We start from the raw sequence: 26,033 nt of genomic DNA on the forward strand, positions 1-26,033 counted from the left end.
CATTGAAGCGTTCATTTCTTTAGCCAACGCCGTGATCGTTGTCCGCCGGCTGGTCCGGGAAGCCTGGAGCACCTATCGCTGGGAGACTCGCCCGACCCAACGACCCTGACCTATCCGCGCGATCTCTTATACCGCACGACGTGGGGCGAGGTTCGCAGTTCCTCTACCTCGCGGAGCGGATCACCCGTGGTCTCCCGGAAGTAAACGACGTTCTTCTGCGCGACTTCCTGGTCAAGGTCTGCGGCGACGTTGAGCGAGCCCTTACGGAGCCGCGTCACATTGCCTTTTGGCTTCCCGTAAGCCAGGAGCAAGTCGAAAATGAAGTTTCGGTCGTAAGATTCACGTCCTCCAAGCGGTGCGACACGTTCTTCTACCGCCCGCAGATTGAGTCTAGCCACACCCAAGCTCCTTATTTATCATTAAATTTCTTTGCTTCAAGCTTATCGGAGTGGCGGCACCGCCCTCTTAACGACTGTTGGCAAAGGGTGACGGACCCCACCTGGCTGCGTTGAACAATAAAGGTCGATATAAAAGGCGAGATAATCTAAACCCCTGCAAAGTGACTGGAGACAGCCTGAAACCAGAACTTGCGCCCGAAACTCCCCCAAAGCACATTTCATGGCCACCCGGTGCCAAAAACAAAAGAAACCAGAGGCCACACCCTCTTTCGAGTTTGTGACCTCCGGTCGTTGCGGTTCGAGAACCGCTCACTGTGCCCGGGGGGGGACTTGAACCCCCACGTACTTGCGTACACTGGCACCTGAAGCCAGCGCGTCTGCCAATTCCGCCACCCGGGCCGGGTGGTATCCGCTCGGCTAGTGCCTTGCGACTTATTTAAGATAGCATGCGCCCCACTCAGTTCCGCAAATCACCTGCTAAATGCACGGATTTTCCCTCTACGGATCAAGACAGAAACCTGTCTCCTGTGGTGTTATCTCTACGTTTTCACTTGTGTTGCCCTCTATACTGATGGGGATCGTACGGCCGACCATTGGTGCTTCCCTTTTTGATCTGGAAAGAAGCGGGGCATGATGGGGCGTGAACGCACTACGCGTTGACGTGCCGACGGCACCCGGAAGCCATTCGGGCCACCCGATGTTCGTACGAGTGAAAGTTTCTGTCATCCGTTTCCGGCCGTGCCTGCTCCTCACCCTGAGGAGCCGGCACGGTCAGACTGGTGCCGGGCCTGTTACCTCCTGGGAATGGGACCGGCGTCAGCTGGATTGTTTCCGTCAAAGGAGTTGGAGGAGGAGGTCGCAAATGTCCGTCTTGGGGCGTTTCGCCAAGCTCGACAGTGCCCTGCAGCGCGGCCTCGACAACAGTTTCGCGCTGGTCTTCGGTGGCCGGGTCGTGCCCGCTGAAATCGATGAGTTGCTCAAGCAGGAGGCCGAGGACAATATTGTCCGCACTTATGACGATGTCATCGAGGCTCCCAATGTCTACTCGGTCGGTGTGAGCGGGAAGGATTTCCGCAACCTCTCGGAGCAGAGCCCGGAGCTGCCGGATTCGTTCGCCGATCAGATGGCCCGGTACTGCCGTAACCAGGGGTGGACCCTGGCCGGCCCGGTCGTCGTCACGATCGGCGGCGATTCCGGCATGCGCACCGGACAGCTGAAGGTCTCCTCCACGTCCTCGCCGCAGCCCGCCGGGCGCAGCGGCTTCGACGATTCCGAACTGGTCGCTTCCGAGTCCTCCACGGGGGACGAGGAAGATCCCGGCGCCGCCGGAACCGAGTGGTCCGCGGATTCCGACGTCCCCGCCTCCTCCGACCGGAACTCCGGCGCAGTCGCGTCCGGGGCAGCCGGTCTCGGGGCGGGTGCCGGTGCCGTCGCCGCTTCGGCGGCGGGGGCACCGGGTACCGTCGATCCCTCCGCCGGAGCCGACGCGGGGCAATCCCACGAAGAAAGTGAGAACATGAGCGATTCCGGTAATCAGGAAGCACGCAGCAATGCGGCCACCGAACACATGGCGGCGCAGTCCCCGGACGGTGCAGTCACCCCGGACACCGGCTCCGGCCCGACGGTGAGCCTGCTGTTGCAGGACGGTTCCAGCCGGACCTACCTGGTCCACGAGGGTTCGAACATCATCGGCCGTAGCAATGACGTCGATTTCCGGCTTCCGGATACCGGGGTGTCCCGGCAGCACGCCGAAGTGACCTGGGATGGCCGGGATGCCGTCCTGGTGGACCTGCAGTCCACCAACGGCACCACCGTCAATGACACCCCGGTGGAAAACTGGCTGCTGGCGGACGGTGACGTGATCACCCTGGGGCACTCCCACATTGAAGTCCGCATCACCGGGCGCTGATCCCGCACCCCGCCGACCCCAACTGAGGAGGTAGACCGCATGGATTCTCTGATCCTGCTGTCGTTCCGGATCGCACTGCTGGTGCTGCTGTGGTTCTTCGTGCTCATGGCGATCAACGCCATGCGCCGGGACGCCAACGCAGCCGCCGGTGTCACGGGTCGCCGTGGCCGGAAGAACAAGTCCGCCGCCGTGGCCACCCCCGCGGTTCCGCCGCCACCGCCCCGCAAGCGCGGTGAGCAGGCCCGCGAGCTGACCATCGTGGAGGGGCCGTTGAAGGGCTCCCACATGGAGATCACCGCGCTGGATGAGGTGGTGCTGGGCCGTAGTCCGGACTGCACCTTCGTGGTCGGTGACGACTACGCCTCCGGCCGCCACGCCCGGCTCTTCCGCCGCGGCAATGACTGGTTCGTCGAGGACCTCGATTCCCGCAACGGCACCTTCGTGGGCGGTTACCGCATCGATCAGCCCGAGAGCGTGACCGTGGGCAGTGACATCAAGGTCGGCAGAACGACAGTGAGGCTGATTCCGTGACGCTGCGATTCGAGTTTGCCGCCGCCTCGGACCGCGGGCTGGTCCGGAACAACAATGAGGACTCCGCTTACGCGGGGCCCCATCTGCTGGCACTCGCCGACGGCATGGGCGGCCACGCGGCGGGAGAGGTCGCCTCCCAGCTGATGATCAACCATCTGCAGAAGCTGGATGCGGACGCCGGCGACAATGACATGCTCGCCCTGCTGGGCGGCGTCGCCGAGGACGCCAACCTCTCCATCGCGGAGCACGTGCGGCAGCACCCGGAGACCGAGGGCATGGGCACCACGCTGTCCGCCCTGATGCTCAACGGGGACGAGCTCGCGCTCTGCCACGTCGGCGATTCCCGCGGCTACCGGCTGCGCGACGGCCAACTGCAGCAGATCACGGTGGACGACACCTTCGTCCAGTCCCTGGTCCGCGACGGCAAGCTCGACCCGGAGGACGTGTCCACCCATCCGCAGCGTTCGCTGATCCTGAAGGCCTACACCGGCCGGCCGGTGGAACCGACGCTGCTGAACGTGGATCCGCGCCTCGGGGACCGCTACCTGCTCTGCTCCGACGGACTGTCAGACCCGGTCACACACTCCACCATCGAGTCGACCCTGGGCACCGGGACACCGGCCGAGGCCGCGGCCCGGCTGGTGGAGCTGGCCCTGCGCTCCGGCGGCCCGGACAACGTGACCGTCGTCATCGCCGACGTCGTCACCGATGAGCCGACGACGGCCACCCAGTCCCTGCAGGCCACACCGGTCACCGTGGGCGCGCTCAGCGGGGAGGCGGCCGACGCCCTCACGCACCCGAACACGGCTGCCGGTCGGGCCGCGGCGATCAGCCGCCGTCCCCAGACCATCGCCCCCAGCGGGGAGGCGCAACCGCAGCCGTTGGCCGGTGCCCCGGAACCCCCGGAAGCCGCCGACGACGAGGAGGACGACCATTCCGGCCGGAGTGGTCGTTCCTTCGGCCGGACGCTGATCACCCTGATCGTGGTGCTGATCGTGCTCATCGGGGTGGCCGGTGCCGGGTGGTGGCTGACCACGAAGGTGCAGAACACCTACTACGTGGCCACCACGGATCAGGAGGAGCTGGGCATCTGGAAGGGGGTGGACTTCTCCGTCTTCGGCAGGGACCTCAACGAGCAGTACCAGCAGGCCTGCCTGAACGAGCAGGGCCGGTTGCGCATGACCGGCACCGGGGAGGCCGGGGACACCGAGTGCAACCCGTTCTCCCTGAACGATCTGCCGGAATCCACCCGCTCCTCCGTGTCAGGCCTGCCGGGCGGCTCCTATGACGAGGTGCTGCAGCAGATGCGCCGGTTGGCCGATTCGGCCCTGCCGGTCTGTGTCACCCGGGAGGGGGAAACCCCCGAGGGTGAGACACCGTCCGGGGATGAGAACCCGGCCGACGCCGCCGACGCGGGCGCCGGGAACCCGGAAGCAAACGCCGCCACTGCCGGGGACCGCAACACCCCCGGCGTCGACTGTCGGGAAGTGGGTTAGATGAACGCCTTGAAGAACATCGTGATGCGCCGCACCGAGATGGGGCTGCTGATCCTGGCGGCGATCATCATCGCGGCCGCCCTGGTCAACCTCGAGCTGTCCCAGGGCAACACCCTGACCACCGAGATCCTCTGGTTGATCGGTGGCTACATCGTCGTGTTCACCATCGCGCACCTCGCGCTGTGTTTCACCGCGCCGTACGCGGACCAGGTGATCCTGCCGGTGGTGGCCCTGCTCAACGGGCTGGGTCTGGTGATGATCTACCGGTTGGACCTGGCCACGGGCAACACCATGGCCAACCGGCAGGTGATGTGGACGCTGGTGGGGGTGATCCTGCTGATCGGTGTCCTGGCCATCATCCGGGACCACCGGTGGCTCTCGCGCTACAGCTATCTGCTCGGCCTGATTGGCCTGGTCTTCCTGGCCCTGCCGCTGGTCTGGCCGACCTCCATGAATGCCGACGCCCGCATCTGGATCTCCATCGGCCCGTTCTCCGTGCAGCCCGGTGAGTTCTCCAAGATCCTGCTGCTGCTCTTCTTCGCGCAGCTGCTGGTGAACAAGCGCGCCCTGTTCACGGTGGCCGGCTACCGCATCTTCGGCATGGAGTTCCCGCGCCTGCGGGACCTCGCGCCGATCCTCGCGGTCTGGGCCGTCGCCATCCTGATCATGGCCGTCTCGAATGACTTCGGCCCGGCGCTGCTGCTGTTCACCACGGTGCTCGGCATGCTGTTCCTGGCCACCGGCCGGGTCTCCTGGCTGCTGATCGGCTCGGTGCTGGTCGCGGTCGGTGCGGTCGGTATCTACCTGATCTCCGGCAAGATCCAGGAGCGCGTGGACAACTTCCTGGACCCCATCGCCCACTACGACACCACCGGCTACCAGCTCTCCCAGGCCCTGTTCGGCATGTCCTGGGGCGGGGTCTCCGGCACCGGCCTGGGCCAGGGTTACCCGGAACAGGTCCCGGTGGCCCACTCGGACTTCATTCTCGCCGCCGTCGGTGAGGAGCTGGGGCTGGCCGGTCTGGCCGCTGTCCTGATGCTGTTCGGGCTGCTGGTCACCCGCGGCTTCCGTGCCGCGCTGAACACGAAGGACTCCTACGGCAAGCTGATGGCCTCCGGCCTGTCGCTGACGGTGGCCATCCAGATCTTCGTGGTCGTCGCCGGTGTCACGGCGCTCATGCCCATGACCGGGCTGACCACCCCGTTCATGTCCCAGGGTGGTTCCTCCCTGATGGCGAACTACATCCTGGTGGGCCTGCTGCTGCGGATCTCCAACGCCGCCCGCCGCCCCACCGAAGCGGAGCCCGCTCCCCCGACCCCGGCGGGCCGGCCCCAGTACGCGCTGGGGCATGAGCCGGACGGCTCGGAGACCGGCATCTTCCAGCAGTACCCGGGTGACGCAGCCGGCAACGTCCCGGGTGGGGCGTCGGCACGGCGTGCCGCGGACGGATCCGGGCAGGTGAACTGAGATGAACCGTTCCATTCGCTTCGTCGCGATCTTCTCGTTGCTCCTGGTGCTGATCCTCATGGTGAACCTGACGGTGATCCACGCCTTCCGCGACGACGAGTACGCGGCCAACCCCCTCAACAACCGTGCCTTCCTGGAGATGAAGACCCAGCCCCGCGGCCAGATCACGGCCGGCGGGCAGGTACTGGCCAGCAGCTGGCAGGACGACGAGGGGATCTACCACCGCACCTACGACAACAACTACCCCACCGCCTACGGGCCGGTCACGGGGTATCTCTCGGACATCTACGGCGCCTCCGGTCTGGAGTCCAGCTACAACAACATCCTCAACGGCACGGATCCCTCCCTGGCCGCCTCCCAGTGGCTGGACACGCTGACGGGCAAGGACAACGAGGGCGCCAACATCGAGACCACGCTGGTGCCCGCCGTCCAGCAGACCGCCTACAACGCCCTGGCGGAACGGGGCTACGAGGGTGCCGCCGTGGCGCTGCGGCCCTCGACGGGTGAGATCCTCGCCCTGGCCTCCACCCCGGGTTATGACCCGAACCAGATCGTGGACCCGGCCACCGCGGAGGACGCCTGGTCCCAGCTGAACAGTGATCCGGCGAACCCGCTGCTGAACACCGCCACGCAGGAGACCCTGCCGCCCGGATCGATCTTCAAGATCATCACCACGGCCGCCGGTTTGGACAACGGCTATGACAGCAGTTCCTCGCTGACGGGGGCCTCGTCGATCACGCTGCCGAACACCAACACTGGGTTGACCAACTACAACGCCCAGACCTGTGGTGGCGGTGGTCAGGTGACCCTGCAGACCGCCTTCGCCCTGTCGTGCAACACCGCCTTCGCGGAGATGGCGATGGACGTCGGCGATGAGGCGATGCGGGAGGCGGCCACCGCCTTCGGCGTGGGCGAGCAGTACGACATCGGGCTGCCCACCTCGCCCGGTTCCCTGGGTGAGATCCCCGACGACGCCTCCCTGGCGCAGACCGCCATCGGGCAGCGCGACGTCACCATGTCCGCGCTGCAGGCCGCGGTGATGGCCTCGGTCGTCGCCAATGACGGGGTGCGGATGTCGCCGTACCTGGTCTCCCGGGTCACCGGCACGGACCTGCAGGAGCTGCGCAGCCGCAGCCCCGAGGAGATGAACGAGGCGATCAGCCCCGAGGTCGCCGCGGAGCTGACGGACCTGATGCGCGCCTCCGAGCGCAACACCTCCGGCTACACCGGGCAGGACATCGCCTCCAAGACCGGTACCGCCGAGCACGGCGAGGGCGTCCCGCCGCACACCTGGTACGTGGCCTTCGCCCCGAGCGAGGACGCCGACGTGGCGGTCGCGGTCGTCGTCAAGGACGGCGGCGGGCAGGGCAGCAGCGCGACCGGTGGCTCCGTCTCCTCCCCGATCGGCCGGGAGATCCTCAACTCCGCGCTGCAGAACGCCAGGGAGTGAGGTGAACAGTGAGCAACGACGAGCACGACGGCACCCGCGCCGGGCATGAATCGGTGGGGGCCGACACCACCGGCCGGGAACGGCTGCAGCGCCTGATCGGCGAGGACTACCAGCTGCAGTGGATCATCGGCCACGGCGGCATGTCCACCGTGTGGTTGGCCGATGACATGGTCCACGAGCGTGAGGTGGCCATCAAGGTGCTGCGGCCGGAGTTCTCCGACAACCGGGAGTTCCTGGACCGCTTCCGCAACGAGGCGATCGCCGCGGAGTCCATCACCTCCGAGAACGTGGTGCGCACCTATGACTTCCGCGAGATCCCGGATCCGGCGGGCCACACCTTCTGCTTCATCGCCATGGAGTTCGTCCGCGGGGAGTCGCTGGCGGACCTGCTCTCCCGGGAGGGCACCCTCCACGAGGCGCTCGCCCTGGACGTGATGGAGCAGGCCGCGCACGGGCTGGCCGTGATCCACCGCATGGGGCTGGTCCACCGCGACATCAAACCCGGCAACCTGCTGGTCACCCAGAACGGACAGGTCAAGATCACCGACTTCGGCATCGCGAAGGCGGCGGCCGCGGTCCCGCTGACCCGCACCGGCATGGTGGTGGGCACCGCCCAGTACGTCTCCCCGGAGCAGGCCCAGGGCCACACCGTCACCTCCGCCTCCGACGTCTACTCCCTCGGCGTGGTCGGCTACGAGATGCTCTCCGGTGGACGACCGTTCGCCGGCGACTCCTCGGTCTCGGTCGTGATCGCCCACATCAACCAGGCCCCGCCGGCGCTGCCGACCTCGGTGACCGCGCAGGCCCGCGAGCTGATCGGCATCTCCCTGCGCAAGGACCCGAACACCCGCTTCGCCGACGGCAATGAACTGGCGCTGGCGGTGGCGGCGGTGCGCGGCGGTAACCGGCCGCCGCAGCCGAAGTCCGCGGCCATGACCCAGGTGGCGCGGGAGCCCTCCCCCACCGCCTCGACGGTCGCGCTCGGCAACGTCGCCCAGCCGGCCACCGTGGTCACCGCCGCCGCGGGCAGCGGTGCGCGCGGTGCGGCGGGCACGGCCGGGGCGACCCGGACGGCAGGCCCCGCCGGCCCCACCTCGATCCCGGCGAAGCCGCAGCCGAAGAACTCCGGCCCGGGTGGCTTCGGCACGGGTGTCGTCATCGCCCTGGGATTGGCGGCGGCCGCCGCCGGCGGCATCTACCTGGCGGCCAACGGGGCGTTTTCCGGTGGGGAGGACCCCACCTCCCCACCGACCCCGAGCCCGGAGATCGTGACCGAGTACGTCACGCCCACCGAGGAGGACCCCGAGCCGCCGCAGACGCAGACCTGGCAGCCGCCGCCGGCCACCAGTCCGGAGACTTCGGCGCGGCCGAGCTCCCCGACCTCCGGATCGCAGGAACCCTCGGAAAGCGGGGATGTTCCCCCACCGCAGTCGAACACCGCCACCCCGGAACCCGATCCGGGTGACACCGGTGGAGGTAACGAAACCGGCGGTGGCGGCGACAGTACCGGGGATGGGGGCGCCACCGCCCCCACCGGGGGAGACACCGGTGGCAACGGCGGGGCCGGAACGACCGTGCCCCCGCAGAGCGCGCCGGACGTACCCGCCGCGCCTCTGGGAACGACCCCGCCCGGTGGCGACACCGGCGCGGGCGGCGCCCAGACTGACTCTACGGAAGGCGGTGCGCTGTGACTCATGTGATCGATGATCGTTATGAGCTGGGCGAAAACATCGGTAACGGTGGCATGTCCCAGGTCTATGCCGCCCAGGACACCCTCCTCGGCCGGGGCGTGGCGGTGAAGGTACTGCGGCTCGAGCTGGCCCGGGACGTCAACTTCCGCGAGCGGTTCCGCCGTGAGGCGCAGAACTCCGGACGGCTGAATCACCCGTCCATCGTCGCGGTCTACGACACCGGCGAGACCGAGGTGGACGGCATCGCCGTGCCCTACATCGTGATGGAGCGCGTGCACGGCCGCACCCTGCGCGACGTCGTGCGCGAGGACGGGCCGATGAGCCCCGCAGCGGCCGCCGCCACCCTGGCACCGGTCTGCGACGCTCTGCATACCTCGCACGAGTCCGGCATCATCCACCGCGACGTCAAGCCGGCGAACATCATGATCACCAACACCGGCGCGGTGAAGATCATGGACTTCGGCATCGCCCGGGCGTTGGACGACAACACCTCCGCCATGACCCAGACCTCCGCGGTGATCGGCACGGCCCAATACCTGTCGCCGGAGCAGGCCCGCGGCAAACCCGCGGACGGCCGTTCCGACATCTACGCCCTGGGCTGCGTGCTCTACGAGATCATCACGGGCCGCCCGCCGTTCGAGGGCGAAACCCCCTTCGCGGTGGCGTACCAGCACGTCCAGGAGGACGCCACACCGCCGTCGGAACTGATCGCGGGACTGACCCCCACCGAGTCCATCAACGTGGATTCGGTGGTGCTCACGGCCATGGCCAAACACCCGGCCGACCGTTACCAGGATGCCGCGGAAATGGGTGAGGACCTGCAGCTGCTCGCGCGCAACGCGGTCACCCGCGCCGCGCGGACCCACCTGAGCCCGGAGGCCGGGGGCACGGGTGCCGACGTCGCGCCGACCAAGGTCGCCCACGAGGAGCACCCGACGATGGTGGCTCCGGCGGGCGCGGCTGCCGTCGGCGGGGCGGTCGCCGCCACCCACCGCACCCCGGACCGTCCGGGACCGACGGGGCGGGCCGATGATGCGGACCGGAGGAAGAACCGGTGGCTGGCCACCGCCGCGGCGCTGCTGCTGGTGGTGACCCTGGGTGTGGTCGCCGCCTTCGCCTGGGATGCCCTGCGGCCGACCGGGGAAAGCGAGCAGCGCACTGAAAGCGCGATGGTGACCGTCCCGGACGTGCTCGACCAGCCGGAGGATGAGGCGGTGGCCCAGCTGGAGGAGGCGGGCCTGACCGTCGACGTCGTGGAGGAACCCAGCCCGGACATCGACGAGGGCAACGTCATCCGCGTCGACCCCTCCGTCGGCTCCCAGCTGCAGCGCGGCACGGAGGTCACCCTGGTGGTCTCCACCGGTGAGGAGATCACCACCGTGCCGGACATCCGGGGCATGACCACCGAGGAGGCCGCGAGTGCCCTCAGCGACGTCGGTCTGGAGCTGGACTCGACTGTGCAGGAGGACAGCAGTGACGAGGTGGCCGCAGGCCTGGTGATCGGCCAGAACCCCACCGCCGGTTCCCAGCTGGCGATGGGCTCGCTGGTCTCGATCACCGTATCCACCGGCGCCGAGCTGGTGCGGGTGCCGTCGCTGAGCGGCATGGACTGGTCCCAGGCCCAGGACACCCTGACCTCCCTGGAATTCGTGCCGGAGGTGGAGTACGTGGATTCCATGGAGGATGAGGGACGGGTGCTCAGCGTGGCTAACCAGGGCACCGAGCAGCCCCGCGGTTCCACCGTGACGGTGCAAGTTTCCAACGGTCAGCTGATCCAGATGCCCGACATCACCCGACTGGACAAGGGGGATGCCCTGTCCGCGCTGCGCTCGGCCGGTTGGGAGGGTTCGGATTCCCAGCTGGTGGCCGGGGAGACGGTGGACACGGGTGCCCTGGTGGATCAGGGACTGATCGCGGTGAGCACGCCGGCGGGTGGGGACACTGTCCGCCGGGACGCGGACATCAACGTCCGCTACTACGAGTTCAGCCTCTCCGCACTGAACCCGGCGCGGTAGCGCCCGGGCCCGGGGACGGGGGATGGTTCCGGTGAACACCGGAGCCCTCCCCCGTTTTTGTCATTCCCGGGAAGGACCGGGATTCCGGGAGGCCGCAATGGAGTATCCGGCTGCGGCAACGGTCGATGACCGCTTCGGCAGGGACGACGAGGACAACGAGGACACAGGAACGCGGCATGACACGATGCGTGTCATGCCGCGTTCCTGCCCTGCAGCGAAGTACTACTGGACGTGCGGGTTTGTCTCGTGGCCGGTGCCCTTGGCACGCGGTTCCGACGTGACGATCGCACCCCGGGGATGCTGGTTGCGGGAGATGCTGAAGATCAGTGCCCCCAGCAGACCCACGCCGGCGAAGGCGAAGAATCCCCACGGGTAGGCCAGGTTCGCCGAGACCAGGATGCCGCCCAGCAGCGGGCCCGAGATCGCACCGATGCGGCCTACGCCAGCGGAAAAGCCCATGGCGGTCGCCCGCATCGAGGAGGGGTGGTTCGCCCCCACGAAGGCGTAGACCAGCACCTGGGAGCTGAACACGAAGACGCCGGTCACAAACACGATCACGTAGATGCCCACCAGCGGCAGGCGCACGGCCAGCAGTGCCAGGAACACCGCGGAGGCGACGAACCAGAACAGTGCCACCGAGCGCGGGGTCCACCGGTCGGCCAGGGTGCCGGCGATCAGCAGGCCGACGACGGCACCCACGTTGAGAACCAGCAGGAAGCCCAGGGAGTTACCCAGATCGTAATCGGCCTGCCGCATGATCTGCGGCAGCCAGGTGTTCATTCCGTAGACCAGGAGCAGTCCCATGAAGGAGGTGGCCCAGATGACCAGGGTGTTGCGGCGGTAGTTCGAGGTGAACAGGGCAGCCAGCGAGCTCTTGTCCTCGACCTCCTGGTTCGCCTGTCGGTCCAGGGCATCGTCGAGCTCGAGTCCGTACTGCTCCGCGATCTCCCGGGCGCGCTCTCCCTGGCCGCTCACGCGCAGGTACTGCGGGGATTCCGGCATGAAGGCCAGCATGAGCGGGGCCAGGATAACGCCCGGGATCGCACCGATCAGGAACATCGCCTGCCAGCCGAAGGCGTCGATGACCCAGATCGCCAGCAGTGCGGTCAACACCGCACCGACGTGGTAGCCGGTCATCAGCAGGGTCGAGGAGGAACCTGCCTTATCCCGGGAGCGGAACTCGGTGACCATGGAGATCGCCGTCGGTAGTGCGCCACCGAGGCCCAGTCCGGCGAGGAAGCGGAAGAGGATGAACCAGAAGACCTCCAGGTCAAAAGCCAGCGGCAGAGTGAGCACGGAGAACAGGAACACGCTGACAGCCAGAATCTTCTTGCGGCCGAAGCGGTCGGTGAGCACGCCGATGACCATGGCACCGATCATCATGCCGATCAGGCCGGCGGTGGAGATCTGGGTGCCGTGCACGGCGGTCAGCTCCCAGTGTGGATCCTCCAGCATCGAGGGCAGGGTTGCGCCCAGAACAACCAGGTCGAAGCCGTCGAGCATGGCAGCCAGCCAGGCCAGGACGGTCACAATGGCCGTGCTGCGTGTGGCAGTGGCGCGGGTGGGAGACGTCATGTGTTTAAACCTCAGTTTCGGTGTGTCGGGGGCAGCGGATAACCCAGGCAGAGATCTTCCGGCCGCGGGATCGAGGGTCAGAAAACGCCGTTCAGCCGGATACCTGGCGACGAAGCGACCTGCTCCTGAGATGGTGTTTCGGCTGGAACGTAATCGCTGGTCGTGGGCGAGGGACGCAACGGAGAGCAGCTGATCTCAGTGAGATCTGAACATCGGAGGCGGCACTGTCCAACCTGTCCAGCCCTGTGAGGGAAGGTGGTCAGACACAAGATTAGGACTCACGCCACAGGACACAAAAGCGGACGCACCGTAAACGGAACCGGGAAGACTCATGGTGGTCCGACCTGCGGAGACGTAGCTTACATTTTGCCCCAGGGTGGCGTTAGGGGTGTACCTCAGGGTTTCAGTGCAGTCTCCCGTTCGATGTGGAAGGAGGGGGAAGGCGGGAAGCCCGGGTGGCGATGGTGACCAAGCCCGGTTCCCGCCCGTCTCCTGGCCTAGGATTGCGGCATGAGCACGGCTTCCTACTTCATCCGTACCGGTCCCACCACCTTTGAGCCCACCCGCCATGCCGTGGGGGCCTGGTCGAAGGAGGACCACCATTTCAGCCCCATGGCGGGGTTGATGCTGCACGTCATTGAGCAGTCGCGTGAGGACACTCCCACCCAGCATCTTCAACTGGCCCGGATGTCCTTCGACATCCTGGGGCGCATCCCCCTTGCTGAGGTGGACATCCGGGTTGAGGTGCTCAGGCCGGGGCGGACCATTGAACTGGTCCAGGCCACCCTGCACATCCGGGACCGCAGCGTGATCACGGCCCGGGCCTGGTACCTCATTCCCACCGACACCACAGAGGCGGCAGCCTCCGAGATCACCCCGTTGCCGGCACCCGAGAACTGCCCGGTCCGCGATCTCGGCGGTACGTGGTCCGGTGGTTTCATGACCCAGCTGCAGGCCCGGGAAGCCCTCACTACGCGGCCGGGCCGGGGTGCTGCGTGGCTGACCTCTCCGACACAACTGGTCCAGGGCGAGAAACCGGTGGAGATCGCCGAGTACTTCGCCCGCATCGACACCGCCAACGGCGTCGCCGTGCGGCAGAGCCCGGAGCAGTGGATGTTTCCCAACGTGGACCTGACCGTGCATCTGTTCCGGAAACCGGTCGGCACCTGGACCGGATTGGACACCCGCGTCGACTGGGGCACCTCCGGCATCGGCATCACCAGCTCCACCCTGCATGACGTCGACGGCCCCGTGGGCCGGGTGGAACAGAGCCTGACCGTCCGGCGACTTTAAGGACCACGGTGACCGGCGCCCTGCGTTGCGGCCGGGACCTCACTGGAGGAGGCGCCGGGACTTCGTCGACGCGGCCCCCGGTAATTCCCCGGGGCGATCACGGGCCGGTGGCCTGCTAGAATCGACGAAGGAAAACCTGCAGGTCCTGATAACAACTGGATTCCCCGATCCGGTTTCGTGGATGCCATCCCAGCATCGGTGTCGTCATCCATCAGTCGGCCTGCACCAGGATACGTTCACTCACCACCACGAAGAGGTCCTCATGCCTAAGGCAAAAATCACGAAGAACTCGGTACCCCAGGCCTCCAGCGGCACCGCTCACCGCACCCCGGTCAAGATCAACACCGGTGGAACCCCGATGTGGTACAAGGTGCTGATGTTCGGCTTCATGTTGCTCGGCCTGATCTGGCTGGTGGTCAACTACCTGGCCGGCGAGCAGATCCCCTTCATGCTGGAACTCGGCGCCTGGAATTACGGCATCGGCTTCGGGCTGTTCATCATCGGCCTGCTGATGACCATGGGCTGGCGCTGATCTCCCCTCCCCTTCCGAGTGAACCCCGGCCGCTGTGGTCGGGGTTTTCCCGTTTCTGGAGACCTCTCTCGGAATCTTCAAGCTCACCCAAGCTTGTCAACGCCGCACCTCACACCGGCGCGGACACCCCACTGTCGGCGCGGGAGGTCAGCGAGCCGAATGTTTTTACCGGCCAGGATGTCGGCGAAGCTGTATCCGAAAATCTCAACCCCTGGTGACCTCGTCTGCTCCGAAAAAGGAGACCCACCTCTCCCCCAAGGACAGGTTTCTCCACTTGATTCACAGGGAGTAGGGAGCTTCCCCCGCTCGACTTCACCCGATTCCCATGCGGTATCTGGCTAGTTCCTGTCCGTCTCCTTCCGGAACCACATATTCTCACACCCTCTGCAAGGAAGTTATCCACAGCCTGTGGGTAAATCTGTGCATAAACTTCGCAGCACCGCACTTTCCACAGTCTCCACAGCCTGTGGATAACTCTGTGCACAACTTTGGGTGATCGCACACCAGTTCGCAAATATCCCCAAAGTGCCTGTGAATATGTGTAAGGCTCGAAGATTCAGCGGAGGCGTTCGATAAATTACAACTTTGTAATTGTCCACAATGTGGACAACTCCTGTGGATAACAGTGAGCTTTGGCAGGAAGTGGATAACCGGTGGACAACACGCCGAGGTTATCCCCAACCTGCGGAGAGGTGAGAGGTAGACAACAAAAATGCCGGGCCGAAGCCCGGCTGTTGCCAACACTGTGAACTGCGGTGAGAACCGATCCAGCCAGTCGATTTCACCCCGTCAGCAATCCCGCCATCCCTGAGTTAGCGGTGGTCACATTCCACCAGAGGACCAGTACGAGCACCACGAGAAGAACTCCCGTGGTCCCCGCCACCTGGACACGGCGGGACCGCGAGGCCAGGAGGAACGCCAGCACGATGCCGGTGGCCAGGCCACCCAGATGTCCCCACAGTGAGACGGAGGAGGCCACGAAGGTGTAGGCCACGTTGACCGCGATCAACACCAGCGGTGCCCGCAGATCGGTGCCCCGGCGCAGGCTGACGGTGACGAACACCGCCAGGAGACAGTAGAGCGCTCCGGACGCCCCGGCGGTGGGGGTCAGCGGTTCCAACCACAGGATGGTGGCGGACGCCCCGATGCCGCCGGCCAGAAAAATGGTGGCGTAGAGCGGACTGCCGTAGAATTTCTCGATCTCCCGGCCGACCAGGATGAGGAAGAACATGTTGACGGCCAGGTGGCCCAGATCCAGGTGCAGGAAAATCGCCCCGATGGTGCGGGCCAGACCGAAGGGTTCTCCCACCACCTCCGGTCCCCACAGAATCCAGGCGTCCCCCAACGAAGAACCTGCCAGACTGTGGATCAGCGACCGGGACTGGAGGGCGGTGACGGCCCACACGAGGCAGGAGATGGAGATGAACAGGGAGGTCACCGGTGCCTCCCGGGTGTATCGGGCGAGCCAGTCGCGCACGGTACCGGGTCCTTTCGAAGAGGTCATGCAGCCAGGGGGACGGGGTACCCCGGCGGGACACAAAAAGCCTGCGGACCCGGCGGGAAGCCCCTACGAGGCTTCCTGGCGGGTCCGCAGGCCAGTGGACAGGGTGGGGTGGCTCGGACTACTCCGAGATCTCCACGGACTCGATGACGACCGGCTCGACCGGGCGGTCCATGCGGTCGGTGCCCACAGCGCCGATCTCGTCGACGACCTTGCGGGAAGCTTCGTCGGTGACCTCACCGAAGATGGTGTGGGCGTTGTTCAGGTGCGGGGTCGGGCCCAGGGTGATGAAGAACTGGGAGCCGTTGGTGCCCGGGCCGGCGTTGGCCATGGCCAGCTTGTAGGGGCCGTCGAAACGCAGCTCGGGATGGAACTCGTCGGCGAACATGTAACCGGGGCCGCCACGACCGGTGCCGGTCGGGTCGCCGCCCTGGATCATGAAGCCGCTGATGATGCGGTGGAAGATGGCACCATCGTAGAACGGGCCCTCGTTGGTGCCCTGGGCGTTCTCGGTCTTGTAGTCCTGGGTGCCGTTCGCCAGCCCGACGAAGTTCTCGACGGTCTGCGGGGCGTGGTTGCCAAAGAGTTCGACAACGATGTCACCGTGGTTGGTGTGCAGCGTTGCGGTAGCTGTCTTCAAAGTCATGGTGACCATACTAGTGAATACACAGCTATCGCGGGCAACGGCGGTGAGCAGTTCCGCTCACCGCCGTTGTGTTTCCGGAGGAATGTCGGGTAGGTCGCGGATAATGGCCGATTGGGGGTTGCTGGGGACCACAATCCGGCAGTATCCGCGACCTACCCGACATGAACGACCATATCCCAGGGGAACAGCCGCCTATCGGCGGTTAAGCCACCGGTGCGGTTTCCTTCAGCTGCACGTTTTCCACCACGTGGTCCCGGGCGATGACGAGGTTGCGCAGGGAGGCCTCCACTTCCTCATAACCGCGGGTCTTCAGGCCACAGTCCGGGTTCACCCAGAGACGGTCGGCCGGCACGTGCCGGGCAGCTGCGGTGAGCAGCTCGATCAGCTCGGTGACCTCGGGGACACGCGGCGAGTGGATGTCGTAGATGCCCGGGCCGATGCCGGAGGTGAACTTCTCCTCGATGTCGCCGAGCAGCTCCATCCGGGAGCGGGCCGCCTCAATGGAGGTGACGTCCGCATCCAGATCGTTGATGGCCTCGATGATCTGGCCGAACTCGGAGTAACACAGGTGGGTGTGGATCTGGGTCTCCGGCTTGGCGTCCACGGCCACCAGGCGGAAGGAGCGCACAGCCCAGTCCAGGTAGGATCGGCGGTTCCCGGCCCGCAGCGGCAATAGCTCGCGCAGGGCGGGCTCATCGATCTGGATGATCTTGATGCCGGCGTCCTCGAGGTCGGCGACCTCGTCGGCCAGGGCCACGCCGAGCTGGTCAGCGGAGGTGGACAACGGGACGTCGTCACGCACGAAGGACCACGCCAGGATGGTCACCGGGCCGGTGAGCATGCCCTTGACGGGCTTGTCGGTCAGGGAGTCCGCGTACTTCGTCCACTCCACGGTCATGGCCGCCGGACGGGAGACGTCGCCGAACAGGATCGGCGGGCGGGTGCACCGGGAGCCGTAGGACTGGACCCAGCCGTTCTCGGTGACCACGAAGCCGTCGAGCAGCTCCGCGAAGTACTGCACCATGTCATTGCGCTCCGCCTCACCGTGGACCAGGACGTCGAAGCCGAGACGTTCCTGCAGCTCGATGACGTCGCGGATCTCGGCCTTGAGAGCATCCTCGTAGGCGGCCCCGTCGATGCGACCGGCCTTGAAGTCCGCCCGGGCCTTGCGCACCTCCGCGGTCTGCGGGAAGGAGCCGATGGTGGTGGTCGGCAGCTTCGGCAGGTTCAGGGCCCGCTGCGCCCCGACGCGACCGGCGAAGTCCGGCTCTCGGGTGACCTGCCCCTCCGGCAGGGCGGCCCGGCGCTTCTCGACGTCCGCGTCGTGCACCCGGGTGGATTCAGTGCGGGTGCGCACGGCGCGGTCCGAACGGGCGAAGGCCTCCCCGGCGGCGGTGGTGCCCTGCCGCAGCGCGGTATCCAGCGCCACGACCTCGCCTATCTTCTCGTCCGCGAAGGACAGCCAACCAACCACGTCCACCGGCAAGCTGGTCTCCGCGGCGACGGTGTGCGGCACGTGCAGCAGGGACACGGAGGTGGACACGGAGACCTCGTGGTCGGCCCGGTGGAACTTCTCCAGGACCTCGAGGCGCTCCCGCAGGTCCGCGGCCCAGATATTGCGGCCGTCAATCACGCCGACGACGATGCGGGTGCCCGGGTTCACGGTGGTGATGATCCGGTCCAGGTAGTCCGGAGCGTCCTTGAGGGTCTGCGGCGCCAGATCCACGCCGAGGGCCTCCGGGCGGACGTCGGCCAGCGCATCCAGCCCGGTCTGCAGCGAACCGTAGGGCGCGGAGAGGAAGACCGCGGGGCGGGTCGCGGCGTCGTCAAGCAGGGTGGCGTAGGTCTTCCGTGCCAGCTCGGCGAGCTGGTCGTCGCAGGCCACACCCAGGTCTGCGACGAGCGCCGGTTCCTCGATCTGGACCCATTCCACGCCGTTTTCCGCCAGCACCTGCAGGACCTCGGCGTAGGCGGCGGTGAGTTTCTCCAGGTGATCCAGCGGCTGAGTCTGCGCTCCCTCGGCGGGCTTGGACAGGGCGAGCAGGGTGACCGGGCCGACCAGGAAGGGGCGGACCGTCGTGCCGGCCGCCCTGGCCTCGGTGAACAGCTCCAGCAGGCGCTGCGGGCGCGGGCGGTAGTCGTCGTTGTCGGCGACCTCCGGGACCAGGTAGTGGTAGTTGGTGTCGAACCACTTGGTCATCTCCAGCGGGGCGGTGTCCGCGTTGCCGCGGGCCAGCGTGAAGTAGTCGTCCAGGTTCACGTCCTCGGCCCCGCCGCCGAGCAGGCCGACGGTCACCGCGGTTTCCAGCACGTGGTCATAGGGGGCGGCGTCGGCGGGGATGGCGTAGTCCTCGGTCAGTCCCAGCTCGACCAGGCGGGCCCAGTTGTTCAGCCGCAGGCTGTGGGTGGCGGAGCGGAAGGCCTCGGCGTCGATGCGGCCCTGCCAGTAGGATTCGAGCGCCTTCTTCAGTTCCCGGTCCGGGCCGATGCGGGGGTAGGCCTCGATGGTGGCGTTCGGGAATTGGACGTGCTTGATGACAGTCATGGCTAAGCTAGTGCCCTTTCTCGGGAAGAAATTCAGGTTCAGTACCGGCCCGGTGGTCGGGCCAGGTGTGATGAGATGAACTGCTCTTCGCGGGGGCTCCCGGTGCTGTGGTGTCGGATGCGGTCACGCACGTCTGGTGCGTGGTGCGATTCCTATCCTGTCCAGCAGTTCTGTGACGGTGTCAGCTCGGTTGAAGGTGTTCAGGTGCAGGCTCTCCGTGTCATTTTCCAGGAGTTCCCGCGCCAGCTCAGCGGTGAGTTCCAGACCGAGGTCGTACTCGCCCTCCGGCGTGCCCGCTCCCTCGAGCCGGCGGATCAGCCGGTCGGGGACGGTCAGGCCGGAGAGCTGCCCCATTCGGCGCAACCGCTGCACGCTGGTCATCGGGACGATCCCCGGGATCAGCGGGATCGACACTCCGGCCAGGCGGGCGCGTTCCCGGAAGCGGAGGAAGTCCTCCGCGTCGAAGAAGAGCTGGGTGATGGCGAAGTCCGACCCGGCGCGCTGCTTGGCCAGCAGCACATCGATGTCTTCGTCCCAGCCGGAGGACTCGAAGTGCCCGGCGGGGTAAGCGGCCACCCCCACCGCGAGCCGTCCGGCGGCGAAGCGGGCGGCCTGCTGCTTCTCCACGTCCCGGATGAGCCGCACCAGGTGGTTGGCGTAGGGCAGGTGGCCGGGATCGGGCCCGGCCTGGTCCTCCGGATAGTCGCCCCGGAGGGCCAGGAAGCCCCGGACACCGGCGTCCACCAGGGTGTTGATCCAGCTGACCAGCTCTTTCCTCGGACCGGCCGTGCAGGTCAGATGCGCCAGGGGACGCATGCGGGTGGTCTGCGAGATCTGGGCGATGAACTCGGACGTGCCCTCCAGCCAGCTGGAGCGCTGTGAACTGGTCACCGCCAGGTAGTCCGGTTCGTAGGTGTCCAGGGTGGCCAGCAGGTGGTCGACCTTGGCCTGGTCCGAGTCGTGCCGGGGTGGAATGACCTCGAAGGACAGCGAGGTACGGCGGCGGGCGCCGGGCTGCCGCCCCAGCAGGTCCGTGGGGTCCAGGACAGGGGTCTGCGGGGTGGGGTGAACCAGATCCTCGTCCAACGGCGCGGATGCGGAGAACCGTGGCCGGTTGCTGCCGGTGACCTGGGAGAAGGAGACGCGGTGGGACGTGCCCAGGGTGGTTGCGTCGCCGCTCATGAGTGCCTCCTCAGAAAACTTCGTGGGTGTCCCGCCGCAGTTTTTTGGGGCGGGGTGTGCACGGCGTCGAGGAGGCTTCCTGTACCCGTGGTGAACTGCGTTTGAATCTAGCAACGCGGCACCACGGTGCCACAACACTTATTTTTCTGTGGCTCATCAACAAAGCCGGTGACCTGGACATATTGCTGGTCAATTCCTGAATATAATTCCTGCCGGAGAGGCGGTTCTCCCCCATTTCTGAACCAAGCTGTCCAGTTTCCCGCTCCTCGTTTCAGCACGCTTCAACACTCACTGCTGACCCTGCTGTCCCATCGGCGGGGGTGGCAGAACGAGGCCGGGTGGCGGAGGTGGCGCAGAGGCTCGGGTGGATGGACCACCGGATTCGCTGCGGGCACCGAATTCACAAGGAATCCCCGGCCACCGTTCAGCCGGGATGGCTAATCTGGAAGGCACGGATGACAAACGAGACCTCCGACATCAAGGGAGAAACATGAACACGAGCACGCTGAAGATTGCCCTCAACGCCAGTAACGCGGCGTGGAACCAGTTCAAGAAGTACCGCGACGAGAAGGCCATCCAGGCCTATGAGCGACTCTCTGAAGCCGCGGAATCTGTCGGCGGTGTCGAAGGTCTCCGTGAGCGTGGCAGCGAGCTGCTCGACGACTCCCGGCGGGAAGCCGGTAACGTCACCAAGTCCGCCCGGGCCCGCCTCAACAAGGCTCTCGATGATGCCCAGGCCAAGGGGCAGGAACTCGCAGAACGCGGCCAGCAGGTCGCCGAAGACACCCGGAAGAACGGAAAAAAGAAGCAGCGCAAGGCCGTCAAGGCCGCAGCACAGGGCCGGAAGGAAGCCACCCGAGCAGCCAACCGGACCCAGAAGAAGACCGCCAAGCAGATCGCCAAGCTCGGCCGGAATAAGCAGGACAAGCAGCAGGGCACCAGCAAGTGGCTGGTCTTCGGACTGGTGAGCGTGCTGATCGCCGCCGTGGGCGGAGGAGTCTACTGGTTCCTGAACCGGAAGCCCGCTCCGGGCACCACTCCTCCGCGTGTCGAGGAGCACGGTGGTGGCAAGACCGAGTCGACTCTGGTGTACTCGACCGAAACCCCGGCCGAAGTTGAACCGGCGAAGGGGAAACTGCAATCTGAGGAGGAACTGTTGGCATCACTGGACGATCAGCTGGACAAGCACCGCGCCGAGGAAGCCGTCGGCGACACTGCAGAGCAGGATGAGTCAACGGTCGCCGACGCCGCAGCCGAGGCCGTAGCCAACGCCGAGGAGGCCACCGCAGAAGCCGAAGAAGACGAGGAGCCCGTGGCCAACGAGGAACTCCTCGAAGAAGGCGAGGAGATCCAGGCGGAGTACGACAAGCACAACGCTCCCCACCGCGACCAGAGCGACAAGTAAGTTTTCGCGCTTCCTGGGTCTGCCCGGGCTGCTCCGGGGTCTGCCCGGGGCTGAACGAGATCGCGGACGCCGCCACGATGGATGTCGTGGCGGCGTTTTTGCGTGGTGTGGACGGTTTATGGATGGCGATTTCGGATCGTGGCTTGTGGCATGAACAGTGACCGGCAAAAACACACAACCGGTTGCGGGAGACGGTGCGGGGGACGGAGAACACGCCGCAACCCACCACTTCGCCTCCGCGATGAGGTCGTGGCAGCGTTTCTGTGGTGAAGGGGCATTAGTTCATGGCGTTCTCGGGGCGGGTGACAGCGTTGCAAAAGGATCGTGTTGATTTATAGGGGAAAATCGACACGATCCTTTTGCAACGCTGTCACCCGCGGGCTGCCTCAAAAAGCCGCCCCACAAAGCTATTCCGCTGCGACGAAACCGTAGGCTTCCGCCAGCGCCACAGCATCGGCCCACAGTGGAGCCTTGTCACCGTGCTCGTCCGGGTCGGCGAGCTGCGGCATCTCCTCGGAGAGGCTGGTGCTGAGCAGGTACTGCTGCTCCGGGTAGTAGATCTCCAGCTCCACGAACGGCGCTTCGGGATCATCAGCGGTGAATCCGGCGTTACCGGCCACCACCTGCACCAGTGGTTGGTCCCCTTCCGGCTCCTGATAGCGGAGGACATCCGTGGTGGTGTAATTTTCCACCGTATCCGCCGTGGACCGGCCGGTGCTCCAGATGAACCAGGGCAGATCATCCGGCACGCCCACGGCTTCCCCGGAGGGCACGCACATGCCACCCCGTGACAGTCCGTCGTCGGTGGCCTCAGCCGGCATCGGGTCCACTTCGCATTCGGGGTCAGCCGCCAGGTACTCACCCGGGAGGAACTCCCCCGCCTGCTCGTGGGTGTCCGTGACATCGATGGATTCCGGGGCCAGTGACTGCTCCGCGGTGTCTCCACCGCCGGAACAACCGGCCAGCACTCCCGTCAGCAACAGCCCCGTCATACCGGCACCCAGCACTTTTATCCGCATGAAAGATCAGCCTAACAACTCGGGCGTCCTCCGGAACCACCGCCGGAACACCGGTGAACTCCCCGGACACCAGCCCGGGGAGTTCACCGTGAGGGGAAAAGGTCAGCTGACCACGCGTGCCGTCTTCAGCCCGGCTGTGTTCGTCAGTTGCGCCAGCTCCTCGTCGCTCAACGTGGTGTCTGCTGCGGTGCCCCGGCTGAGGATCGCGGACAACACGGCCGTAAGCGCACCCTGCGGATCATCCACCAGGTGATGGGCGCGCCAGCCGATGTGCTTGTCCGGGCGGACCAGGATCATGCCGTCCTCGGCGACCTCGCGCTGGCGCAGCCAGTCGCCGTAGAGGTCCTGGTGTTCGCAGCCCTCGCCGATGACCACGGCCCTGATCTCCAGGCCCAGCTCGGTGGCCACCTGTGCAGCAGCCTCCGCCCAGGGGCGGCCCGTGATGCCCGTGAACAGGGTGAATCCGGTGCCGGTGGCCAGGTCATGGGTGGACTGCTTGGTCATGGTGTCCCCGATCCAGGCGTGCGGCAGGCGCAGGCCGGGGTAGGTGGACTTCTGATGGTGGAGCATCGGGTCCTGCGTCACCTCAGGGCGGCCGCCGCCGTCGCAGACCACGGCGGTGGAATCGTAGAACTGACCGATCTCGGTGCCCTGGGCGTTGAATTCATAGTCCTTGTCGTCCAGGGCCTGGCGCAGCGCCTTGCGACGGGCGGCTCCCTCGGGGGTGGGTTCCTTGCGCAGCTTGAGGTTCTCGCGGAACTCCTCATCCGTCTTCGCGTCGGCCACGCCCAGGGCCTCGAAGATGGGACCGTACTCCCGGCCCGAGTCATTGGCGCGCGTGACGATCTGCTTGGCCACGGGTGCCCGTTCCACGGAGTAGGTGTCCAGCAGCTCCGCCCCGGCCTGGCCGTTGATGACGGCAGCCAGCTTCCAGGCCAGGTTGTAGGAATCCTGGATGGAGGTGTTGGAACCCAGGCCGTGGCTCGGCGGATGGCGGTGCGCGGCGTCGCCGGCGATGAACACCCGGCCGTTCTGCATGTGGGTGGCGTACTGCTCGTTGTTGCCCCACAGCGAGTAGCCGGTGATCTCCATCTCCAGGTCCGGGATGCCCACCAGGTTACGGACGATGCGCTTGGCCTCGTCCTCATCCAGTTCCGGGGCCTCACCGTTGATGTCGTAGCCCCAGACCACCAGCCACTCGTTCCAGGGGCGGACGCAGCGGACCAGGCCGGCGCCGATGCCGCCGATATTGGAGCCCGGGTGGAACACCCAGTAGAGAATGGAGGGACGGTGGGCGGCCAGGTGGGAAAGATCCGCCTTGAACTGGATGTTCATCGAACCTCCGATGTCCATCTTGCCCTCGAAGGGGGTGTTGATGTCCTCGGCGACCTGTGACCGTGCTCCGTCCGCCCCGACCAGGTACTTCGCCCGGATGGTGTATTCATGCCCGGTCAGGCGGTTACGCACCTGGACGTCGACACCCTTGTCATCCTGGGTGTGGGAGAGGTACTCGGTGGAGAACTGGGTTTGGGTGCCTCGCTTGGTGGCGTTTTCCAGCAGGATCGGCTCCATCATGGTCTGCGGGAGATCGCAGGGCATGGACGGGGAGGCCAGTTCATAGTCGGCGCGACGGTCCGGGCGGTAACCCCAGGTGGGGCGGCGCCCGATCTCCTCGCCGGCCAGCGACTCGCAGTAGACGGTGTCACCCATCTGGTCGTGGGGCGTGGCCTTGGCCAACACCTCATCCTCGACGCCGGCGTCGCGGAGGATCTCCATGGTGCGCTGGTTCGTGATGTGGGCGCGCGGTGTGTTGGCGGTCCAGCGGTACTTGGTGATCATGATGTTGGCCACGCCGTGGGTGGACAGGAACAGCGCCGCAGCAGCGCCCGCCGGGCCGGAACCGACGATCAGCACGTCGGTGGTGACGATGTCATCGTTCTCCGGGGTCTCGGTGGCGGTGATTCCGTCATGGAAGACAGGCATGGTGATCTCCTCTGGATCGGGTGACCGGGGCACAGTAGTGGATGGTCACACGGATATTTCTGGTGTCCTTGCGGCCGGTGCCGGGTGGCGTTCCGGTCGGCGTTGACACGAATGTAGGCCGGATCACAGAGGTGGAGTAGCCTGCGTCACGTTCTTGTCCGCCCGGGGCAAGAACATGTCCGCCGGGGGACAAAACCCCGCTTCACGACGCCCCGGGGCGCGGGCGGGAGCGGCGTCGGCAAGCGGTGCTCAACCCTGCAGACGGCGCCGCTGCGCCTCCTTGCGGGACTGCAGCGGGGTCAGTTGGTAGCGCTCCCGGAAGGTGCGGCTGAAATGGCTCGGGGAGGCGAAGCCGAAGCGCCGGCCGATCTCGCTGACGGCCACACTGTCCTGGTCCCCCGAAGTCAGGGCGCGGTGCGCCAGTTCCAGCCGTCGACCCAGAATGTACCGCCCCACGGTGGTGTCGGCTGCCGCGAAGATCCGCCCCAGCTGCCGTTCACTGATGCCCACTGCCGCCGCCACCTGGGCGGGACCGAGGCCACGATCGGTGATGTTGAGTTCAATGTGGTTGCGCGCGGCGGCGATCAACCCGGTTTCGGCGCCGCGCGCCTCACCGAGCACCAGCTGCACCAGGCCGAGGAGCTCCTCCTCCACGCTCGGCAACGCCAGTTCCCCCGCCCCGGCGCGCGAGAGCGGCTGCGGTCTGCCGTTCGCGATGTCGGCGAGGGTGGCCTGGATCAGCCGTGCCAGAGTCTGTTCCCCCTGGCCGCCGCCGGGGCTGAAATCGAAGACCGCGGGCAGTTCCGGCCCCTTGCCGCCGACGAGTCCGGTGTAGCTGGCCTTCGGGACCGTCAACACCAGCTCCCGGAAGCCGTGGTTGAATCCGCGGAGAAACGGCCGGTCAGCGTCGTACACGATGGCCTGCCCGGGCTTGATGGAGATGTGTCCACCCCGGTGGAAGAAGAAGGCGTCCCCCTCCGTGGCGAAGAAGATCGCGATCACCCCGGTGGGGTTGGCCTCGATGAAGCCCTCGGAACGTTCCACCACCTGCGAGGTGCCGTACACGCTGGCGATCCGCACCGAGGGAAGGTGCAGGTTCGTCTCCTCGGCGTGCATCGGACGATCATCCAGGGTCCGGATGTCCAGGGGAATCAGGGCACGGGCATTGTGCCCCTCCCACAGTTGCACCCGGTCATTCGGCACGATGCCACGGGTGGTGAAGCGCAGCAGCTTAGCGGCGTCACGCTCTGACGGTTCAGACATGATGCCCACCACTCTAGAGATCCGGGGGCACCTCCCGCCCCCATATATCACATCTCTACTACGAAACCACGTCTCCCGGGCCGCCGTTCAGCCGGGGGAACCGCCGTTAGGTAACTTTAATCAGAAGCGTTT

At 66.3% G+C, this 26,033-nt stretch carries 18 protein-coding genes, 1 tRNA gene and 2 pseudogenes; 11 read left to right on the plus strand and 10 right to left on the minus strand.

Annotated features, from left to right (window positions below; genetic code table 11):
* A pseudogene (locus ACQCVD_RS08160) lies at positions 1-131 on the plus strand (IS5/IS1182 family transposase); the annotation flags it as partial.
* Here ACQCVD_RS08160 and ACQCVD_RS08165 read toward each other — a convergent pair.
* Both ACQCVD_RS08165 and ACQCVD_RS08170 read right to left on the minus strand, forming a co-directional pair.
* Positions 129-398 (minus strand): annotated as a pseudogene (locus ACQCVD_RS08165) (class I SAM-dependent DNA methyltransferase); the annotation flags it as partial. The pseudogenes ACQCVD_RS08160 and ACQCVD_RS08165 sit on opposite strands and share 3 nt — an antisense overlap.
* Positions 399-713: 315 nt before the next feature.
* A tRNA-Leu gene (locus tag ACQCVD_RS08170) sits at positions 714-797 on the minus strand.
* Positions 798-1,260: 463 nt separating this feature from the next.
* Between ACQCVD_RS08170 and ACQCVD_RS08175 the strand changes: the two genes are divergently transcribed.
* The 7 genes from ACQCVD_RS08175 to pknB are packed head-to-tail and all read left to right on the plus strand — an operon-like array spanning position 1,261 to position 10,957.
* Positions 1,261-2,307 carry a DUF3662 and FHA domain-containing protein gene (locus ACQCVD_RS08175; protein WP_426823245.1) on the plus strand — a complete coding sequence of 349 codons (1,047 nt, stop codon included), beginning with the start codon at positions 1,261-1,263 and terminating at the stop codon, positions 2,305-2,307.
* A gap of 39 nt (positions 2,308-2,346) precedes the next feature.
* Positions 2,347-2,838, plus strand: a complete 492-nt coding sequence (locus ACQCVD_RS08180; protein ID WP_426823246.1) for an FHA domain-containing protein FhaB/FipA — start codon at positions 2,347-2,349, stop codon at positions 2,836-2,838.
* Complete coding sequence (locus tag ACQCVD_RS08185; protein ID WP_426823247.1) at positions 2,835-4,334, plus strand: protein phosphatase 2C domain-containing protein; 1,500 nt, start codon at positions 2,835-2,837, stop codon at positions 4,332-4,334. Before ACQCVD_RS08180 ends, ACQCVD_RS08185 begins: the two co-directional genes overlap by 4 nt.
* The gene (locus ACQCVD_RS08190) at positions 4,335-5,801 is read left to right on the plus strand and encodes an FtsW/RodA/SpoVE family cell cycle protein (RefSeq protein ID WP_426823248.1); all 1,467 of its coding nucleotides are present in this window, start codon (positions 4,335-4,337) and stop codon (positions 5,799-5,801) included.
* A gap of 1 nt (position 5,802) precedes the next feature.
* Positions 5,803-7,251, plus strand: a complete 1,449-nt coding sequence (locus ACQCVD_RS08195) for a penicillin-binding transpeptidase domain-containing protein (protein ID WP_426823249.1) — start codon at positions 5,803-5,805, stop codon at positions 7,249-7,251.
* 53 nt (positions 7,252-7,304) lie between these two features.
* Positions 7,305-8,942, plus strand: coding sequence for a protein kinase domain-containing protein (locus ACQCVD_RS08200; RefSeq protein WP_426823409.1), 1,638 nt, complete (start codon positions 7,305-7,307; stop codon positions 8,940-8,942).
* Positions 8,939-10,957: a Stk1 family PASTA domain-containing Ser/Thr kinase gene (gene pknB, locus ACQCVD_RS08205; RefSeq protein WP_426823250.1), complete on the plus strand. Its 2,019-nt coding sequence runs from the start codon at positions 8,939-8,941 to the stop codon at positions 10,955-10,957. The genes ACQCVD_RS08200 and pknB overlap by 4 nt, the downstream gene beginning before the upstream one ends.
* Positions 10,958-11,179: 222 nt before the next feature.
* Here the strand turns inward: pknB and ACQCVD_RS08210 are convergent, their stop codons facing one another.
* Positions 11,180-12,532 (minus strand): MFS transporter, encoded by a 1,353-nt coding sequence (locus ACQCVD_RS08210; protein ID WP_426823251.1) that lies wholly within the window; start codon positions 12,530-12,532, stop codon positions 11,180-11,182.
* Positions 12,533-13,042: 510 nt separating this feature from the next.
* Here ACQCVD_RS08210 and ACQCVD_RS08215 point away from each other — a divergent pair.
* Both ACQCVD_RS08215 and crgA read left to right on the plus strand, forming a co-directional pair.
* Positions 13,043-13,825 (plus strand): thioesterase family protein, encoded by a 783-nt coding sequence (locus tag ACQCVD_RS08215; RefSeq protein ID WP_426823252.1) that lies wholly within the window; start codon positions 13,043-13,045, stop codon positions 13,823-13,825.
* Positions 13,826-14,087: 262 nt separating this feature from the next.
* Positions 14,088-14,357: a cell division protein CrgA gene (crgA, locus tag ACQCVD_RS08220; RefSeq protein WP_426823253.1), complete on the plus strand. Its 270-nt coding sequence runs from the start codon at positions 14,088-14,090 to the stop codon at positions 14,355-14,357.
* A gap of 781 nt (positions 14,358-15,138) precedes the next feature.
* Here the strand turns inward: crgA and ACQCVD_RS08225 are convergent.
* From ACQCVD_RS08225 to ACQCVD_RS08240, 4 genes are all read right to left on the minus strand, one after another.
* Positions 15,139-15,861, minus strand: coding sequence for a rhomboid family intramembrane serine protease (locus ACQCVD_RS08225; protein WP_426823254.1), 723 nt, complete (start codon positions 15,859-15,861; stop codon positions 15,139-15,141).
* Positions 15,862-15,979: 118 nt separating this feature from the next.
* A complete protein-coding gene (locus ACQCVD_RS08230; protein WP_426823255.1) occupies positions 15,980-16,513 on the minus strand; it encodes a peptidylprolyl isomerase in 534 nt (177 codons plus the stop codon).
* Positions 16,514-16,706: 193 nt separating this feature from the next.
* On the minus strand, positions 16,707-19,049 hold the full coding sequence (metE, locus tag ACQCVD_RS08235) for a 5-methyltetrahydropteroyltriglutamate--homocysteine S-methyltransferase (protein ID WP_426823256.1): 2,343 nt from the start codon (positions 19,047-19,049) through the stop codon (positions 16,707-16,709).
* Between the two features lie 123 nt (positions 19,050-19,172).
* Complete coding sequence (locus ACQCVD_RS08240) at positions 19,173-20,231, minus strand: methylenetetrahydrofolate reductase (protein ID WP_426823257.1); 1,059 nt, start codon at positions 20,229-20,231, stop codon at positions 19,173-19,175.
* 490 nt (positions 20,232-20,721) lie between these two features.
* Here ACQCVD_RS08240 and ACQCVD_RS08245 point away from each other — a divergent pair, with 490 nt between their 5' ends.
* Positions 20,722-21,636 carry a hypothetical protein gene (locus tag ACQCVD_RS08245; protein WP_426823258.1) on the plus strand — a complete coding sequence of 305 codons (915 nt, stop codon included), beginning with the start codon at positions 20,722-20,724 and terminating at the stop codon, positions 21,634-21,636.
* A gap of 407 nt (positions 21,637-22,043) precedes the next feature.
* Here the strand turns inward: ACQCVD_RS08245 and ACQCVD_RS08250 are convergent, their stop codons facing one another.
* From ACQCVD_RS08250 to ACQCVD_RS08260, 3 genes are all read right to left on the minus strand, one after another.
* The gene (locus ACQCVD_RS08250) at positions 22,044-22,655 is read right to left on the minus strand and encodes a hypothetical protein (protein ID WP_426823259.1); all 612 of its coding nucleotides are present in this window, start codon (positions 22,653-22,655) and stop codon (positions 22,044-22,046) included.
* A 102-nt stretch (positions 22,656-22,757) separates the two neighbouring features.
* A complete protein-coding gene (locus ACQCVD_RS08255; protein WP_426823260.1) occupies positions 22,758-24,638 on the minus strand; it encodes an FAD-dependent oxidoreductase in 1,881 nt (626 codons plus the stop codon).
* A 249-nt stretch (positions 24,639-24,887) separates the two neighbouring features.
* A complete protein-coding gene (locus tag ACQCVD_RS08260) occupies positions 24,888-25,901 on the minus strand; it encodes a helix-turn-helix domain-containing protein (RefSeq protein WP_426823261.1) in 1,014 nt (337 codons plus the stop codon).
* Positions 25,902-26,033: the final 132 nt, after the last annotated feature.

The sequence above is a fragment of the Corynebacterium halotolerans genome, assembly GCF_050107895.1.
GTDB lineage: Bacteria > Actinomycetota > Actinomycetes > Mycobacteriales > Mycobacteriaceae > Corynebacterium > Corynebacterium halotolerans_B.

Coding starts and splice junctions, on each gene's coding strand:
- ACQCVD_RS08175 (WP_426823245.1), top strand. CDS start 1,261: ATGTCCGTCTTGGGGCGTTTCGCCAAGCTCGACAGTGCCCTGCAGCGC.
- ACQCVD_RS08180 (WP_426823246.1), top strand. CDS start 2,347: ATGGATTCTCTGATCCTGCTGTCGTTCCGGATCGCACTGCTGGTGCTG.
- ACQCVD_RS08190 (WP_426823248.1), top strand. CDS start 4,335: ATGAACGCCTTGAAGAACATCGTGATGCGCCGCACCGAGATGGGGCTG.
- ACQCVD_RS08195 (WP_426823249.1), top strand. CDS start 5,803: ATGAACCGTTCCATTCGCTTCGTCGCGATCTTCTCGTTGCTCCTGGTG.
- ACQCVD_RS08210 (WP_426823251.1), bottom strand. CDS start 12,532: ATGACGTCTCCCACCCGCGCCACTGCCACACGCAGCACGGCCATTGTG.
- ACQCVD_RS08215 (WP_426823252.1), top strand. CDS start 13,043: ATGAGCACGGCTTCCTACTTCATCCGTACCGGTCCCACCACCTTTGAG.
- crgA (WP_426823253.1), top strand. CDS start 14,088: ATGCCTAAGGCAAAAATCACGAAGAACTCGGTACCCCAGGCCTCCAGC.
- ACQCVD_RS08225 (WP_426823254.1), bottom strand. CDS start 15,861: ATGACCTCTTCGAAAGGACCCGGTACCGTGCGCGACTGGCTCGCCCGA.
- ACQCVD_RS08230 (WP_426823255.1), bottom strand. CDS start 16,513: ATGGTCACCATGACTTTGAAGACAGCTACCGCAACGCTGCACACCAAC.
- metE (WP_426823256.1), bottom strand. CDS start 19,049: ATGACTGTCATCAAGCACGTCCAATTCCCGAACGCCACCATCGAGGCC.
- ACQCVD_RS08240 (WP_426823257.1), bottom strand. CDS start 20,231: ATGAGCGGCGACGCAACCACCCTGGGCACGTCCCACCGCGTCTCCTTC.
- ACQCVD_RS08245 (WP_426823258.1), top strand. CDS start 20,722: ATGAACACGAGCACGCTGAAGATTGCCCTCAACGCCAGTAACGCGGCG.
- ACQCVD_RS08250 (WP_426823259.1), bottom strand. CDS start 22,655: ATGCGGATAAAAGTGCTGGGTGCCGGTATGACGGGGCTGTTGCTGACG.
- ACQCVD_RS08255 (WP_426823260.1), bottom strand. CDS start 24,638: ATGCCTGTCTTCCATGACGGAATCACCGCCACCGAGACCCCGGAGAAC.
- ACQCVD_RS08260 (WP_426823261.1), bottom strand. CDS start 25,901: ATGTCTGAACCGTCAGAGCGTGACGCCGCTAAGCTGCTGCGCTTCACC.